General features: G+C 36.7%; 13 protein-coding genes. 5 read left to right on the forward strand and 8 right to left on the reverse strand.

The window, feature by feature from the left end; all coding sequences use genetic code 11:
* The 4 genes from CBF35_RS09515 to rlmD form a co-directional block, all read right to left on the reverse strand.
* Positions 1 to 425: IS3 family transposase (locus CBF35_RS09515; RefSeq protein ID WP_148112181.1), on the reverse strand; the 425-nt coding region annotated here is incomplete at its 3' end.
* Positions 394 to 726: a helix-turn-helix domain-containing protein gene (locus CBF35_RS09520; RefSeq protein WP_126780510.1), complete on the reverse strand. Its 333-nt coding sequence runs from the start codon at positions 724 to 726 to the stop codon at positions 394 to 396. The genes CBF35_RS09520 and CBF35_RS09515, both read right to left, overlap by 32 nt.
* Before the next feature lie 116 nt (positions 727 to 842).
* On the reverse strand, positions 843 to 2,123 hold the full coding sequence (locus CBF35_RS09525; protein WP_126780512.1) for a serine hydrolase domain-containing protein: 1,281 nt from the start codon (positions 2,121 to 2,123) through the stop codon (positions 843 to 845).
* Positions 2,124 to 2,323: 200 nt separating this feature from the next.
* Positions 2,324 to 3,706 (reverse strand): 23S rRNA (uracil(1939)-C(5))-methyltransferase RlmD, encoded by a 1,383-nt coding sequence (gene rlmD / locus CBF35_RS09530; protein WP_126780514.1) that lies wholly within the window; start codon positions 3,704 to 3,706, stop codon positions 2,324 to 2,326.
* Between the two features lie 194 nt (positions 3,707 to 3,900).
* Here rlmD and recX point away from each other — a divergent pair, with 194 nt between their 5' ends.
* From recX to ntdP, 3 genes are all read left to right on the forward strand, one after another.
* Positions 3,901 to 4,698: a recombination regulator RecX gene (gene recX / locus CBF35_RS09535; protein WP_126780516.1), complete on the forward strand. Its 798-nt coding sequence runs from the start codon at positions 3,901 to 3,903 to the stop codon at positions 4,696 to 4,698.
* The gene (mutY, locus tag CBF35_RS09540; RefSeq protein WP_126780518.1) at positions 4,691 to 5,896 is read left to right on the forward strand and encodes an A/G-specific adenine glycosylase; all 1,206 of its coding nucleotides are present in this window, start codon (positions 4,691 to 4,693) and stop codon (positions 5,894 to 5,896) included. The genes recX and mutY overlap by 8 nt, the downstream gene beginning before the upstream one ends.
* Positions 5,897 to 6,024: 128 nt before the next feature.
* Positions 6,025 to 6,558, forward strand: a complete 534-nt coding sequence (gene ntdP, locus CBF35_RS09545) for a nucleoside tri-diphosphate phosphatase (protein WP_126780520.1) — start codon at positions 6,025 to 6,027, stop codon at positions 6,556 to 6,558.
* Between the two features lie 64 nt (positions 6,559 to 6,622).
* Here the strand turns inward: ntdP and CBF35_RS09550 are convergent, their stop codons facing one another.
* Positions 6,623 to 7,051, reverse strand: coding sequence for a GNAT family N-acetyltransferase (locus tag CBF35_RS09550; RefSeq protein WP_126780522.1), 429 nt, complete (start codon positions 7,049 to 7,051; stop codon positions 6,623 to 6,625).
* Between the two features lie 186 nt (positions 7,052 to 7,237).
* Between CBF35_RS09550 and CBF35_RS09555 the strand changes: the two genes are divergently transcribed.
* Complete coding sequence (locus CBF35_RS09555) at positions 7,238 to 8,359, forward strand: AI-2E family transporter (RefSeq protein ID WP_126780524.1); 1,122 nt, start codon at positions 7,238 to 7,240, stop codon at positions 8,357 to 8,359.
* Between the two features lie 100 nt (positions 8,360 to 8,459).
* Positions 8,460 to 9,827, forward strand: coding sequence for a hemolysin family protein (locus tag CBF35_RS09560; RefSeq protein ID WP_126780526.1), 1,368 nt, complete (start codon positions 8,460 to 8,462; stop codon positions 9,825 to 9,827).
* A 47-nt stretch (positions 9,828 to 9,874) separates the two neighbouring features.
* Here the strand turns inward: CBF35_RS09560 and recQ are convergent, their stop codons facing one another.
* The 3 genes from recQ to CBF35_RS09575 form a co-directional block, all read right to left on the reverse strand.
* A complete protein-coding gene (gene recQ / locus CBF35_RS09565; RefSeq protein WP_126780528.1) occupies positions 9,875 to 11,692 on the reverse strand; it encodes a DNA helicase RecQ in 1,818 nt (605 codons plus the stop codon).
* A 135-nt stretch (positions 11,693 to 11,827) separates the two neighbouring features.
* Entirely contained in the window at positions 11,828 to 13,045 is a 1,218-nt protein-coding gene (locus CBF35_RS09570) for a glycoside hydrolase family protein (protein ID WP_126780530.1), read from the reverse strand.
* A 71-nt stretch (positions 13,046 to 13,116) separates the two neighbouring features.
* Positions 13,117 to 14,322: a glycoside hydrolase family 3 N-terminal domain-containing protein gene (locus CBF35_RS09575; RefSeq protein ID WP_126780532.1), complete on the reverse strand. Its 1,206-nt coding sequence runs from the start codon at positions 14,320 to 14,322 to the stop codon at positions 13,117 to 13,119.
* Positions 14,323 to 14,511: the final 189 nt, after the last annotated feature.

Raw genomic sequence — 14,511 nt, forward strand, 5'->3', positions numbered from 1 at the left:
AGATAAAGTCTCTTAGGTCCATAATCAAGATAAGTAATGTCCGTTGTGATTTTTTCTAATGGTTTCTTTGAATGAAATTTTCTGTCAATCAAGTTAGATGTTTTGAAATAAGCCGATCCTGGTCGATATGCTTTTTTTGTTTTAACTCGACAATTCCAACCGTAGGTTTGCATAATTCGTTGAACAACCTTGTGATTAACTTGCCTTTCTTTTCTAAGAAGAAAAGTAATTTTTCGATAACCATAAGTATAATTATGTTCGTTGCAGAGTTCTTTAATACGAGCAACTCGGCTATCTGTTTTGTCACTTCTCTTAGTCCAACGATAATATGTGCTTCTAGGAATATTAAAATAATCGCATAACCAAGTGATTGAAACCTTTCCTTTAAACGAATCAACTAATTCTATAAATGTTTCTGCTTCCACTTCCTTTCCAACTCTTTGTATTTTTTAAGACATCAATTTCCTGCTTTAAATACTTATTTTCCTGTTTCAATCGCTCTTCAGAACTTAGTTCCTCTCTTCCTTTACCATAACTGTATTGTTTACCTACTCCTTGTGAGAATCGATAAGATTCTCCTTTTCTGTACCATTGCCACCACGTGCTTACTTGTGTTTTATTTCTGACATTTAATTCTGTCATGATTTCTCTAGTTGTTTTTCCTTCCAACTTCATTCGTATAGCTGCTTCTTTAACTTCTAATGGGTATGAAATTCGTTTGACCATAAAAATACACCGCCGTTTTCTTCATTTTACACGAATTCAACGGGGGTGTTTTTATATTTGTCTCAACCTATGGGGTCAGTTCATAAAGTGAGCCTTCCTTTTTATTGTCTTATTAACTATTCTTGAAGCTGTTGGAAAATACTATTTGTCAATTCGATGTTATTAGAATCGGCTAAGTAATAATTAGCTAAAGTAATCACAGCGGTGGAACCATCGTAAGAGAAAACAACGGTTGGTTCGTAGCCGTTAAATAAGCCATGAGAGCGAATGAAACTTTCTTTGTGGTAAAGGCCTGCCGTATAGGAATAATAAAACATCGTCGGTGATTGAGTCCACATGTCTTGTAAAAGTTCTGGTGGGACGATTTTTTTATCGATAATTCCTTGATAAACAGTTAACAAATCAGCTACGGAACTATAGACATTACCTGTCCCAAGCTCAATGGCATATCGTTCATGGGAAATAGTAATAGCTTTTTTGTAGGGAGAACTGTAATCTACTGCTCGGTATGATACAGCTTGGTCTGGCCGCTGAGAGTAGTCAGTATAAAAACCAGTATGAGTTAATCCTAACTTATCAATAATTTCTTGTTGAAAAAAGTCTTGATAGCTTTGTTTACTTAAGCGACGGATGATCCCAGCTAACAAGACATAGTTAGTGGAAGAGTAACGCCATTTAGTTGGTGCTTCATAAGTTAGATTCGCAAGGGTATAATCTAGAGCAGCTTGTTCATCTTGGACACTTTCGTCAGTACCTTTACTATAATAACCTGAAGTCATTGAGAGTAAATCGCGAATAGTTAAAGTTTTAGCATTAGGTAAATCAGGGTAAAATTCTGCTACTGGCGTGCCTAATGTCAACAAGTCTTGTTCAACTAGTTTCATGATCAGTAAAGCTGTAAACTGCTTTTGAAGTGAAGCAATCATAAATTCAGAACTATGGGTATTTAACTTATTCTCTTTTTTATTAGCATAACCATAGCCTTTTTCTAAAACTAACTGGTTATTTTTAACGACAATAATGCTTCCAATAAAACCAGAGTCATTGATTTGTTGATCTATCTGACGACTTAAGTTTTGAAATTTGGGATCAATTGATTTTGGGTCTAAGTTCATTCTAGGTTTAAAGCGTTGGGCCTCTTCGATTTGATTTGTTGTCTGTTTTTGCAGCCCTTGATTGGCTTGAGAACTAGAGTTAATAATTTCCGAAGCACCAGCCTTTAAAATCCTTCCCTCTGGTTTGACTACTGGTAATTGAGAACTATGCTGCTGAAAATAAAAGTAGCTAAGAAGACTGCCAGAAATGACAATCAAAGCCATCATTAAAGTCAGTAAGCGTCTGCGCCGTTTACGGGCTTGTCTTTTTTTATTTAAACGTTTTCGACGAGTAGGGTTCATTTCAACTTAACCTCCTATGGACAAATAAACAACTAGGATAGTTATATCATTAATACGAGGAATAATAAATAGTTATCATACAACCTTACAAAACCGTAACTAAAAGCTGTTTTAAAAGGTAGGTTTAAGTTAAAAAGGAAGATAAAAGCTTAATAAAAAAGAGCAGATTTCTCTGCTCCAATCAATTTTTTGGCAATGTCTTAACGAATTAAAGTTAACTTAGCAACAACTTCTGCCCGGGCTGTTTGGGGAAACATATCAACGGATTGTAAGTAGTCAACTTTGTAACGTTTCGATAGTTCGACTAAATCACGAGCTAAAGTTGAAGGATTACAAGAAACATAGACGAGTTTCTTACTTGGGTATTTTAAGAGGGCGTCAATTAAAGTGCCATCTAAGCCAGTCCGTGGGGGATCAACAACAATCCCATCTGGTTTAAAACCTGATTCTAACCAACGAGGTAATAATTCTTCAGCGGTTCCAACTTCGTAATTACTATTTAAGATTTTTAGTCGGCGGGCGTTACTAATGGCATCATCAATGGCGGCGGGGATCGTGTCCATGCCACGGACTTCTTTGACTTGTTTAGCCACACTTAAACCAATCGTCCCAACGCCACAATAAGCGTCAACAATTCGGTCTTGAGGTTGTGGATTTAAAGCTTTACGGGCTTCAGCATAAAGAATCGCCGTTTGTTCTGGGTTTAATTGGAAGAAGGCTCGTGGTGAAAGATCAAAAACTAAGTCTTCCAGCTGTTCTTCAATACTTTCTTTCCCCCATAAGTGAATCGTTTCATCGCCCATAACGAGAGAGGTTTTTTTCGATTGGACATTTTGCATAATTGAAACAACATCAGGTATCTCTGTCTTAATATCAGCGATTAGTGGGTTTTTCTTCGGTAGTTTAGGGCTATTAGTAATAAAGACTACTTGGAGTTCACCAGTAGCAATGCCGACCCGAATCATCACAGTTTTGACGATGCCGCTGTTCTTTTCTTCGTTGTAAATCGGCACATTATGCTTTTCTAGTAAACTGACAATTTTATTTAAGGTAGTCATTGTGGCTGGTTGTTGAACTAAACAGTCTTTAATCGCCACTAAGTCATGAGAATCAGCTTGATATAAACCAGCTTCAACTTTTGCTGTTTCCCCATTTTGCCTAATTTGAAATTGGAGTTTATTCCGGTAATGCCAAGGCTTATCCATACCGATTGTCGGTAAAAACTTATATTTTTCAAAGCCAGCAGGTTTGTATTTAGTCATGGCTTGTTTAACAACGTCTTTTTTAAAGTCTAGTTGTGATTTATAAGCTAAATGTTGGAGCTGACAGCCACCACATTCTTCATAAACTGGACAAGGGGGTGTGACACGGTCACTTGCCGCCTTATGAATAGTTAGTAAGCGACTTTCTACGAAACGAGGCATGACTTTAGTCACTTCGACAGTGACGGATTCAGTTGGTAAGGCACCAGGAACGAAAACAATCGTTTTTTTGTAGTAGCCAATGCCTTCCCCGTTAATACCTAAACGTTTAATAGTTACTTTTAGTTGTTGTGCTAATTCGATTTGATGTTGAGTTGTCATAAGCTCACCTTTTCTTCTTTAATCAATAGTAGTATCTTACCATATTTTTTAGTTAGAAAGACTTATTTTACTGGATAAAAGGAAAAGTAAGTCTTAAGTGTCCTTTGGCTTTTAAAAAATCCAATGCTTATCATCCAGCGGCAATCTGTGCTATATTAAGAAGAGAGATTAATTAAAAGGTTGGTGTAATTTTATTGGAAACAATTCAGAAAATATCCTTAGAGAAAAATAATCGCTATAAAATTTGGCTAGCTTCTGGCAAAAGTTTTCTTGCCTCGGAAGATGCCTTAGTGAGTTACCGATTGTCAAAAGGGATGGAAATTAGTTCGGAAGTGATTGCTGGCGCCAAAAAGGCCAGTCAATTAGATCACGGTTACCAAATGGCATTGAACTATTTAAGTTATCAATTACGATCTCAAAAAGAAATTGAAGATTATTTAGATGGCAAAGAGATTGAACGAGGGAGTATTAATGACATTGTCATCCGGTTAAAAGGTCTTATGTTAATTGATGATGTGGTTTATGGTGAAAGCTATGTCCGAACTCAGATGCGCTTGTCAGATAAAGGGCCACGAGTAATTAGACAACAATTGAAAAAAAGAGGTTTAAAGGAGGAGGTGATTGATATCGCAATGGATCAGTATTTAGACGAAGAACAATTAAGAGTGGCTTTAGAAGCCGGCACCAAAGCTGAACGTAAATACAGCAAACATAGTCACTACGAGAAGGGTCAGAAGATTCGGCAATATTTAATGACGAAAGGCTTTAGTGGCGAAGTCATCACAATGACTCTTGAAGCGTTGGCATTAGAAAAAGATGATGAAGTCGAAGAAGATTTAGTCGCTATCCAAGGAGATAAATTATGGCGTAAAAATCAACGCTTTGATTTAAAGAAAAAGAAGCAAAAAGTCACGACGTCTTTGTATCAAAAAGGCTTTAGTTTTGATTTAATCAATGAATACATTAGTCAGAAAGAGTTAGAAGATGAGTAACGAATATCTTGAAGCTTTAGTAGCAAATTGGGATGAACAAAAAATTAGTGAGTTTCAAACCGAGTTTTTAGCCTGGTATGACCGAGAAAGACGGTTACTGCCATGGCGAGAGAGCAACAACCCTTATTATATTTGGGTGTCAGAAATCATGTTACAACAAACCCAAGTAGTGACAGTGATACCGTATTTTCATCGTTTTATGGAATGGTTTCCGACAATTGCTGATTTAGCTGACGCCCCAGAAGAAAAAATTTTAAAAGCTTGGGAAGGCTTAGGTTATTACTCACGGGTTCGTAATATGCAAATTGCCGCCCAACAGATTATGACGGAATTTAATGGGGAGATGCCTCAGACAATTTCCGAAATTAGTACTCTTAAAGGCATTGGCCCTTATACAGCTGGTGCTATTGGTAGTATTGCTTTTGGTTTACCGGAGCCTGCTATTGATGGCAATGTCATGCGAGTTTTTAGCCGTTTGTTTGAAATTTCTGATGATATAGCGAAAGCGTCTTCCCGGAAAACTTTTGATTTTGTTGTCCGTAAGTTAATCTCTCATGAGGACCCTAGTAGTTTTAACCAGGCAATTATGGATTTAGGCTCAGGTACTTGTACGCCAACGAGTCCGAAATGTGAGGAATGTCCTTTAAAAAGCTATTGTTTAAGTTTTGAAAATCAGCGGATGACGGATTTTCCAGTAAAATCTAAAAAAGCTAAAAGTAAGCCACTGTATTATTTAGCTAATGTGATTCAAAACCAAGAAGGTGCCTTTTTATTAGAACAACGGCCAAGCCAAGGACTACTTGCTAATCTCTGGACGTTTCCCTTAAGCGAAGTGCCAGTAGAAGAGTATCAAGGGATCAAAGAAAATTGGTTAAGTTATCAAGAAAGTCAGGCTAATCAACTGAGTTTAGATTTAGTAGCAGAAGAAGATGCCCAGTTAATAACATGGGCTAAAAACCATGTTATGAGTCAAGAAGTGATTTGGCAAAAACAACCAGTCGGTGAGATTACCCATATCTTTAGTCATTTAAAATGGCATGTGATGCCAGTCTATGGCAAAGTAGCAGAGTCTCAGGAAATTAACATAAGTCCGAGGCAAAAATGGGTAAACGTTTCAGACTTTGAAAAATACCCCTTTCCGAAACCCCAACAAAAACTAGTCCAGTTATTAGAAAATTATCAATATCTAAAGGAATAAAGGCTAGTTTTTAACTCAGAGTATTTATTACTGTCTATTAATAAAATTTATGATATAATAATTCTGATGCCGGTGTGAATCACACCCTAACGAAATGGCTGAATCATTTCTAAGAAAGTAGGGTACTTATGCGTGTTCCTAGAGAAGGGGAATTCATAACCATTCAAAGCTATAAACACGACGGCAATTTGCACAGAACTTGGCGAGATACCATGGTATTAAAAACAAGTGAACATTCGCTTATTGGAGTAAATGATCATACATTAGTCACTGAGTCAGATGGTCGGAGATGGGTAACTAGAGAGCCAGCTATTGTTTATTTTCATAATAAATATTGGTTCAATATTATTGCAATGATTAGAGAAAAAGGGGTTTCTTATTACTGTAACTTAGCTTCCCCTTATTTGCTGGATGAAGAGGCACTAAAGTATATCGACTATGATTTAGATATCAAAGTTTTTCCTGATGGTGAAAAGCGTTTACTTGATGTGGATGAGTATGAAGAGCACCGAAAAGAGATGAATTATCCCCCTGAAATTGATTTTATCTTAAAAGAAAATGTCAAAATTTTAGTTGATTGGATAAATAATCAAAAAGGGCCATTCTCACCAGAGTATGTTGAACTATGGTATGAACGTTACCAACAATTGTCGCGTAAGTAGTAGTAATATGAGTTCTGAAAATAAAAAACACTTCCTCTTAGAAGGAAGTGTTTTTTGTTAAGACTTAAAGTGCTTTTTCCATATTATGATGAGGAATATTAGCATCCATAAATTCAGGGCCAGTAATGTGATAGCCTAGCTTTTCGTAAAATCCAATGGCCGTATTTTGAGCACCAAGAACAATGGTTTGAATGCCACGATTTTTAGCAATCTCTTCAGTTTCAGTGATTAAGATTTTTCCGAGATTTTGTTTACGGGACTCTTTACTAACAGCCATTCGTTGCAGTTTAGCTGTTGTTGCTGATTTTAGTAATAGACGACAAGTTGCCACAGGCCGGTGAGTATCATAAAGGACAAAGTGGAGGCACTCAGCTTCATTTTCATATTCTAATTCAGCTGGGACCCCTTGTTCATCAATGAAAACTTTTTTTCGAATTGTTAGGGCGTCATCGTATATTAAATTATTAAGGTTATCAGTATAGTTAACAATCATATAAATCCTCCTTTTAAAATTATCTATGGCTATCATATAATAAGAAGGAAGGAAAAAGCAAGAAACTGAAAAAAAATTTCACTTATCAGTCTTAAGTGTGAGAGCATTCCAAGTGAAATAGGTTATAATATAACATAGTTAAAGTGTTTATTAATTAAAAAATAAAAAAACAAGGAGGTTAGACTAATGTTTGAAAGAATCAAAGAGTCAAAATTAATGTTTTGGTCGCTAGAATTATTAATAATTGCCACCTTAATTTTTGTCGGAACAAAGATTAATTTTATGTTTAAACCAATTGGTACCTTATTTACGACGTTATTTGCACCAATCTTAATTGCTGGCTTTTTCTACTATATGTTAAACCCATTAGTTAAATTATTAACAGGAAAAATGAAAGTAAAAAGAAATTTAGCCATTGTTTTAGTTTTTTTACTATTAATCGGAATTCTTGCAGTCATTATTGTCGGAGTTATTCCTAACTTAGTGAAGCAAGTAGGACAACTAGTTAACGGTTTACCAGAGCTGGTAAAAGGCATGGAAACTTGGGCCAATGAGATGTTAAGACACCCGTGGTTACAAAACGTTGATTATGAAGAGTATTTAGGCAAATTAGATCTCTCTTTTGGTGAAATCGGTAAAAACCTTATTAATGGTTTATCGACAAGTGTTGGTACGATAGTCTCATCAATTGCTAATACAACAATCATAATTGTCACGGTGCCCTTTATTTTGTTTTATATGCTAAAAGATGGTAAAAAATTTGTACCTGGAATTGAAAAATATTTTCCGAAAGCCCATAAAAATGAAATTGTGGAATTGCTACATAAAATGAGTGAGACGATTTCGGCTTATATTAGCGGTCAAGCCTTAGAGTGTTTATTCGTTGCAGTGGCAACCTTTATCGGCTATCAACTAATTGGTGTTCAATACGCCTTTTTATTCGGTTGTATTGCGGGAGCCACAAACATGATCCCTTATTTAGGACCTTACATTGGGTTAGCACCAGCTGTCTTAGTCACCGTTTTCGATTCACCATTTAAAGCACTCCTAGCTTGTGGTGTCGTATTAATCGTTCAACAAATTGATGGCAATGTTATTTACCCATTAGTAATTGGCAAAAGCCTTGATATCCACCCCTTAACAATTATTTTAATCTTATTAGTTGCTGGCAATATGGCAGGACTTTTAGGCATGATTTTAGGGGTACCATTTTACGCAGTCTGTAAGACAATTTTTGTCTATGTTTTCGATATTATTCAATTAAATCGAAAAAAAGAACTATTGGACATATCTAAACCCCTTAAATAAAAGCAAAATATTGAATAAACCCCACTTTTATGATACGATTTTAAGGTAATTAGTAAAAAATAGTATAAAAATTTAAGCAACAAAAAGGAGAGAACAGCGTATGAATGCTGACCCGGAGAGTCAGTCGTTAATACTTCAGTTATTAGTATTAGTCGTATTAACATTACTTAATGCATTCTTTGCAGCCGCAGAGATTGCTGTCGTTTCACTTAATAAAAATAGGGTGGAACAAAAAGCAGAACAAGGAGATAAGAAAGCCAAAAGATTATTTGATCTATTAGGTAATTCAAGTAACTTTTTATCAACCATACAAGTAGGGATAACCCTGGTAAACATTTTAGCAGGAGCTTCCTTAGCTGATTCATTAGCTCGAAAATTAGCACCGCTCTTTGGTGAGGCAACTTGGGCAATGCAACTAGCAAAAGTTTTAGTGTTGATTTTACTAACCTATGTATCAATCGTTTTTGGTGAACTGTATCCGAAGAGAATTGCTTTAAACAAATCTGAGGAAGTAGCAAGCTTTGCAGTCGGACCAATTCAAGTCATTGGGGTCATTGCAAAACCATTTGTTTGGTTGCTCTCAGCTTCAACAGATTTATTAAGTAAGTTAACACCGATGAAGTTTGACGACGAAGATAACAAAATGACTCGTGATGAGATGCGTTATATGTTGGAAAAAGAAGGAATTCTGGAATTAGATGAACTAGAGATGGTTCAAGGAGTTTTCTCTCTCGACACAACAGTTGCCCGTGAAGTAATGGTTCCGAGAACCGATTCATTTATGATTGACTTAAATGATCCAATAGCTGAAAATTTAGATTTAATTTTAAGTAACAGCTTCTCACGAGTACCAGTTTATGATGATGATAAAGATAAAGTAATCGGCGTCTTACACTTGAAACGCCTCTTAAAAGAAGCTTATGAAAAAGGCTTTGATAAGATTGATTTATTATCAATTTTACAAGAACCGTTATTCGTCCCAGAAACAATCTTTACTGATGATTTATTATACGAGTTAAAACGGACCCAAAACGCCATGGCAATCTTATTAGATGAATACGGCGGAATGGTTGGTGTCGTTACTTTAGAAGACTTATTAGAAGAAATCGTTGGCGAAATTGATGATGAATCCGATGAAGTTGAGAAACTGTATACTCAAATCGAAGAAAATGTTTATTACGTCCAAGGTAGAATGCCAATTGGCGAATTTAATGAAGAGTTTAATACAAACTTAGACATGAAAGACGTTGATACTATGGCGGGATATTTAATTACAGCCTTAGGGACAATCCCAGATAAAGACCAAAAATTATCTTATGAAGTTGACAATGTTACTTTGATTTCAGAAGAAATGGAAGGGTCTCGGGTATTACTATTAAAAGTAATTTTTGCAGAACCAGAAGTTGAAGTTGTTGAAGAAGAAAAAAAATTCTTTAATAACAAAAATAAAAACACCGAAGAAGAATAAGCAAAAAAGAACGTCCTTTAGCCAACGAGCTAAGGGACGTTCTTTTCTTATTCATTAGTAAAGTTAGTTGTGATTTCTAAAAAGGCCGGGCCATACTTTTCTAATTTAACGGCACCAACACCACTGATTTCACCTAATTGGCTTAGAGTATTAGGAACAGAGGCAGACATCTCCCGTAAAGTAGCATCATTGAAGACAATATATGCTGGCACTTTTTGTTGATCAGCAAATTCTCGTCTAAGAATCTGAAGTTTAGCAAAGAGGGCCGGGTTAACAACATCATCCGTTTGAGTGACGCGTTTTTTAGGGGCTTCATCTTTAGCCAAGCTCATCATTAAGTTAGCATCAGCTGTTAGTAACTCACGAGCGCGAAAACCTAGCTCTAAAACTGGGTATTGACCGTCACTTGTTTGTAAGTAGCCTTCAGCCAACATAAACTCAATCATTTGGCGGATCTGCCTTTCACTTGTTTCTTTCATAATTCCGTAAGTTGAAATTTTATCTAACCCTAAACTTTTGATTCGTTGTTGAGCACTCCCTCGTAAAACGTCAATAACCATCTTACTGCCAAAGTTTTCTCGAAGCCGCTTAACACAAGAAATAATCTTTTGGCTTTCAGTCGTCACATCAACTTTTTCAAAGTTAGTTAAACAATTACTACAATTGCCGCAGTAACTAGGTGAGGTTTCCCCAAAATATTTTAAGACGTATTGACGAAGACAGTCTTGGGTAAAACAATAGAAGGACATCCGTTTTAAGCGTTCTTGTTCATGCTTTTTAAAGACGTCTCGTTCTTCAGGTGTCAATTGATCGTTTTCAGCATTGTTATCAATAAAAAACTGATTAGTCACAACATCACGGCCACCGTATAATAAAACACATTCTGCGGCAGTGCCATCACGACCGGCACGACCAGCTTCTTGATAATAACTTTCCATGTTTTTAGGCATGTTGTAGTGAATCACGTAAGCCACATTGGACTTGTCGATCCCCATGCCAAAAGCATTCGTAGCGACCATGATTTTAGTTTGATCAGTGACAAAGTTTTCTTGGTTTTCTTGACGTTCAACCGTACTTAAACCAGCGTGGTAACGAGTGGCTTGGTAACCGGCTGCAACTAACTTCTCACAAACATCTTCAACATTTTTACGAGATTGGCAATAAATAATGCCGCTAGCTGACTCATGCTTTTCAACGTAATTTTTAACATAATTAAACTTATCTTTCGGTTTATCGACGGTATAACTTAAATTCTTCCGATCAAAGCCAGTTGTAATGCGAAAGGGCTGATTCAGTTGTAATAATTGACTAATGTCATCTTTGACTAATTCAGTAGCTGTCGCAGTAAAGGCACCAACGATTGGCCGCGTAGGTAAAGCACTTAAAAAATCATTGATTTGAAGGTAGCCTGGTCGAAAATCTTGTCCCCATTGAGAGACACAGTGAGCTTCATCGACACTGACAAAAGGAATTGTCACAGCCCGAGCAAAGTTTAAAAATCGAGGTGTACTCAGTTGCTCAGGGGCCACGTAAATTAGTTTGTATTGGTTGTTACGAGCATTGTCTAACACTCGTTGCTGTTGGCTACTAGTCAGGGAACTATTTAAAAAAGCCGCTGGAATACCGACTTGATTCAAAGCTGTCACTTGGTCTTTCATCAGTGAAATAAGTGGTGAAATCACCACCGTTAAGCCCTCAAGTAGTAAAGCAGGGATTTGGTAACACAGGGATTTACCGGCACCAGTCGGCATAATACCTAAGACATCTTGCTGGTTGAGTAGTGCGCTAATTATTTCATCTTGTCCTTCTCGAAAATCAGCATAACCAAAATAAGTTTGCAGGACAGAAAATTTATTTTCAGGCATAAATGATAAGAGCTCCTTTCACTAATTATCAGCTGTCATTATAACATAGAAATGAACTTCTCAAAGAATGAAAAAAGAAACTAGGGGGAAGCCCGCTAGTTTCTAAGGATGAAGTTATTGAAAGATTAAGTCTAACTAATCATTAAAGAGATCAGACATATCGCTGTATGCTAAGCCTTTGAGGTGGTTAATATCATCACCATAAGCTAAACCGATGCCACGAGTATCATCAAAGCCGATGCCGCTATAAAAGACATAATACTTCCCTTTTTCTTTAATAAAGGCACTACGATAAATCCCTTTACCATCCCACTGATCATCAACTTGAGAGGGATATAAGATCGGTTCTAAATTGTTCCATTCTTGGCCATCAGTTGAGGTAGCATGATACAAATTCATTTTATGGCGGTCGGTAATGTCAGCTTTATCTCCAAGAATTTTGAAGCCAACCATTAACATTTCATAGGTGTCACCAAATTTTTGGACATCTAAATGCCAGTGTTTCATACTGCTAGCGTTATCGCGATATGGGACTTGTAATTCTTTAGGTTTTGACCAAGTCTCACCAGTTTGACTTTCTTGATACCACAGACGATAACCGTTAGCGATGTACCAAACTTTGTAACCCTTTTGATCTTTAATAAAGGCTGGTGAAACCCAGTCACCTTGTTTGCGATCCGCTTGATAGAAGACTTCTTTAAGGGACCAGTGACTGCCTTCAGAACTCGTTGAACGGAAGATAGTCACTTGATTGTTGACATCATCAACATAGCGCCAAAAGACTTCTAAGCGTTGTTTTTCCTCGTTGTAAATAAGATGTGTATCAGAGTTATATTGTTTCGGTCGGTCGAAACTATCATTCTCAGTAGAAACCGGTTCATCTAAAGGATTGGTTAAGCCAAGTGGGGCTTCCCAAGTAATTAAATCATTACTAACTAAAATATGAGGATTTTCAAAATTAGCATCACCTTTAGGATAAGCTGTCACCGCCATCCAATACTTAAAGCCTTGCCACTTTTCAGGCATATTAACAACTGAAGGATGAGTTGCTTCGATTGTCTCATAAGCCATTGGTAACACTAGTCGTTCTTTAGCGTTAGCTAGTGTTGAAATTTCTTTCCCGTCAATCACTACTGTGTTTGGTAAAACTAACTTATTGTATTTCGTTTGATAATAAATATTAGCGACATAAGTAAAACTTAAGCCACTAGTTACCGTGATTAGAGCTAGTAGTAGATAGACTAGCTTTTGATACTTCATTTCTTTCTTCCTATATACCGTAATAAACCCAGTCACAGCTAAAGTCAAAGCAACAACACTGACTAAAGCGATGATAACAAAACGTAAACGCATGGAACTCCCCCTTTTGTTTATATTATAGCGTATTTTATAAATTAAGTTGATTTAGGTGTCAATATTGTAAGCTAATCTAAACTCAGTAAGCCTAGTTTCTCTTTCAGTTTCAGGACCCTTAAAACGTGTTGGTCAATTTGACCTTCTGTGATTTCTTTTTTTTCAACACTTTTAATGACAGCTGGGATCTGTTGACTATAAGAAGAGCTTAAAATTAAATCAGCCCCACTTTTAATTGCTGTCACTGCGGCAGCTTCTTGGCTCGTAAATTCTTTTAAGCCAAGCATGTCAAAATCATCAGTCATAATGACGCCTTCAAAACCTAAGTCATCACGAAGTAATTGGTAAACGTTTGGTGAAATCGAAGCCGGCTGTTTTTTATCATAAGCTTCAACGATGTTATGACTAATCAAAATCGAGTCTGTCCCAGCTTTAATCCCTGCTTTAAAAGGTGGTAATGAGTCTGCTTCTAGTTCGGCTTTAGTACGCCGATCGCGAACGATTTCTAGATGGGAATCCCGGTTGTCACCGTAGCCGGGAAAATGCTTTAAGGTACTGCCTAGTTGAAGTTCAGACATCAAAGTCACAACTTCTTGAATATAATTAGTTGTCGTCCTCACGTCTTTTCCTAAAGTTCGGGAATAAATAAAGGCTTTAGGGTCAGTAGAAACATCTGCCACAGGCGCTAAAGGTAGGGAGATACCCAATGAGTGTAAGGTCTCTGCCTTAGCTCGCCAGTCTTTTTTGATACTAGTCAAACCATCTTTATTATATAAGGCTTGCGGTGAGGGAAAAGGTTGTTTTAAAAAACCAGGTTCATAGCTTAAGCGCGAGACCGTACCACCTTCTTCATCGGCAGCAATAAATAAAGGAAACTTGGCCTTTTTTTGAAAGGTAGCAATTTTTTTAGTTAAGCTTTCAGGTGTTTCTTCGGCAATATCACGACTAAAAAGTAGGTAGCCACCTAAGTGATAAGTTGTTAAATCAGCTAAGGCGTTACTTTCAGGCACCCGGGCTAAAAATAATTGACCGATTTTTTCGGCTAAAGTCATCTTCTCAATGATAGTCATTAGTTGGGTCTCCTTTTTTAAAGCAATCGTGATCTCTGGTAGTAGTTGCTTCTGATTAAGCTGGTCGGGGAAAGCTGTGATGACTTTACCAATACTAGATTTAGTTGGTAGTGGTTCGGCTATTGGTTCACGATAAAAAAACCAACTTGTCAAAATAACTAAACCAGTAATTAGGCTAATTAAATAATACTTTCTTTTCTTGTTCATAGTTAGTCCCTTCTGAGATGCGAAAGTTAGAGCAAGTATATATTATCACAGCGAGGAGTGGAGTGGCAATTTGCGGCTTAAATAAGTCGAACCATTTAGGAAAGGTATTTATTCTAGGCTTTCTTCGTGCTATACTTAATAGTGATTAAAAAAATCAAGGAAATAATAACCTTTGATAATGAAAGTAAA

This window comes from Vagococcus salmoninarum, assembly GCF_003987495.1.
In the GTDB taxonomy this organism is placed as follows: Bacteria; Bacillota; Bacilli; order Lactobacillales; family Vagococcaceae; genus Vagococcus_D; species Vagococcus_D salmoninarum.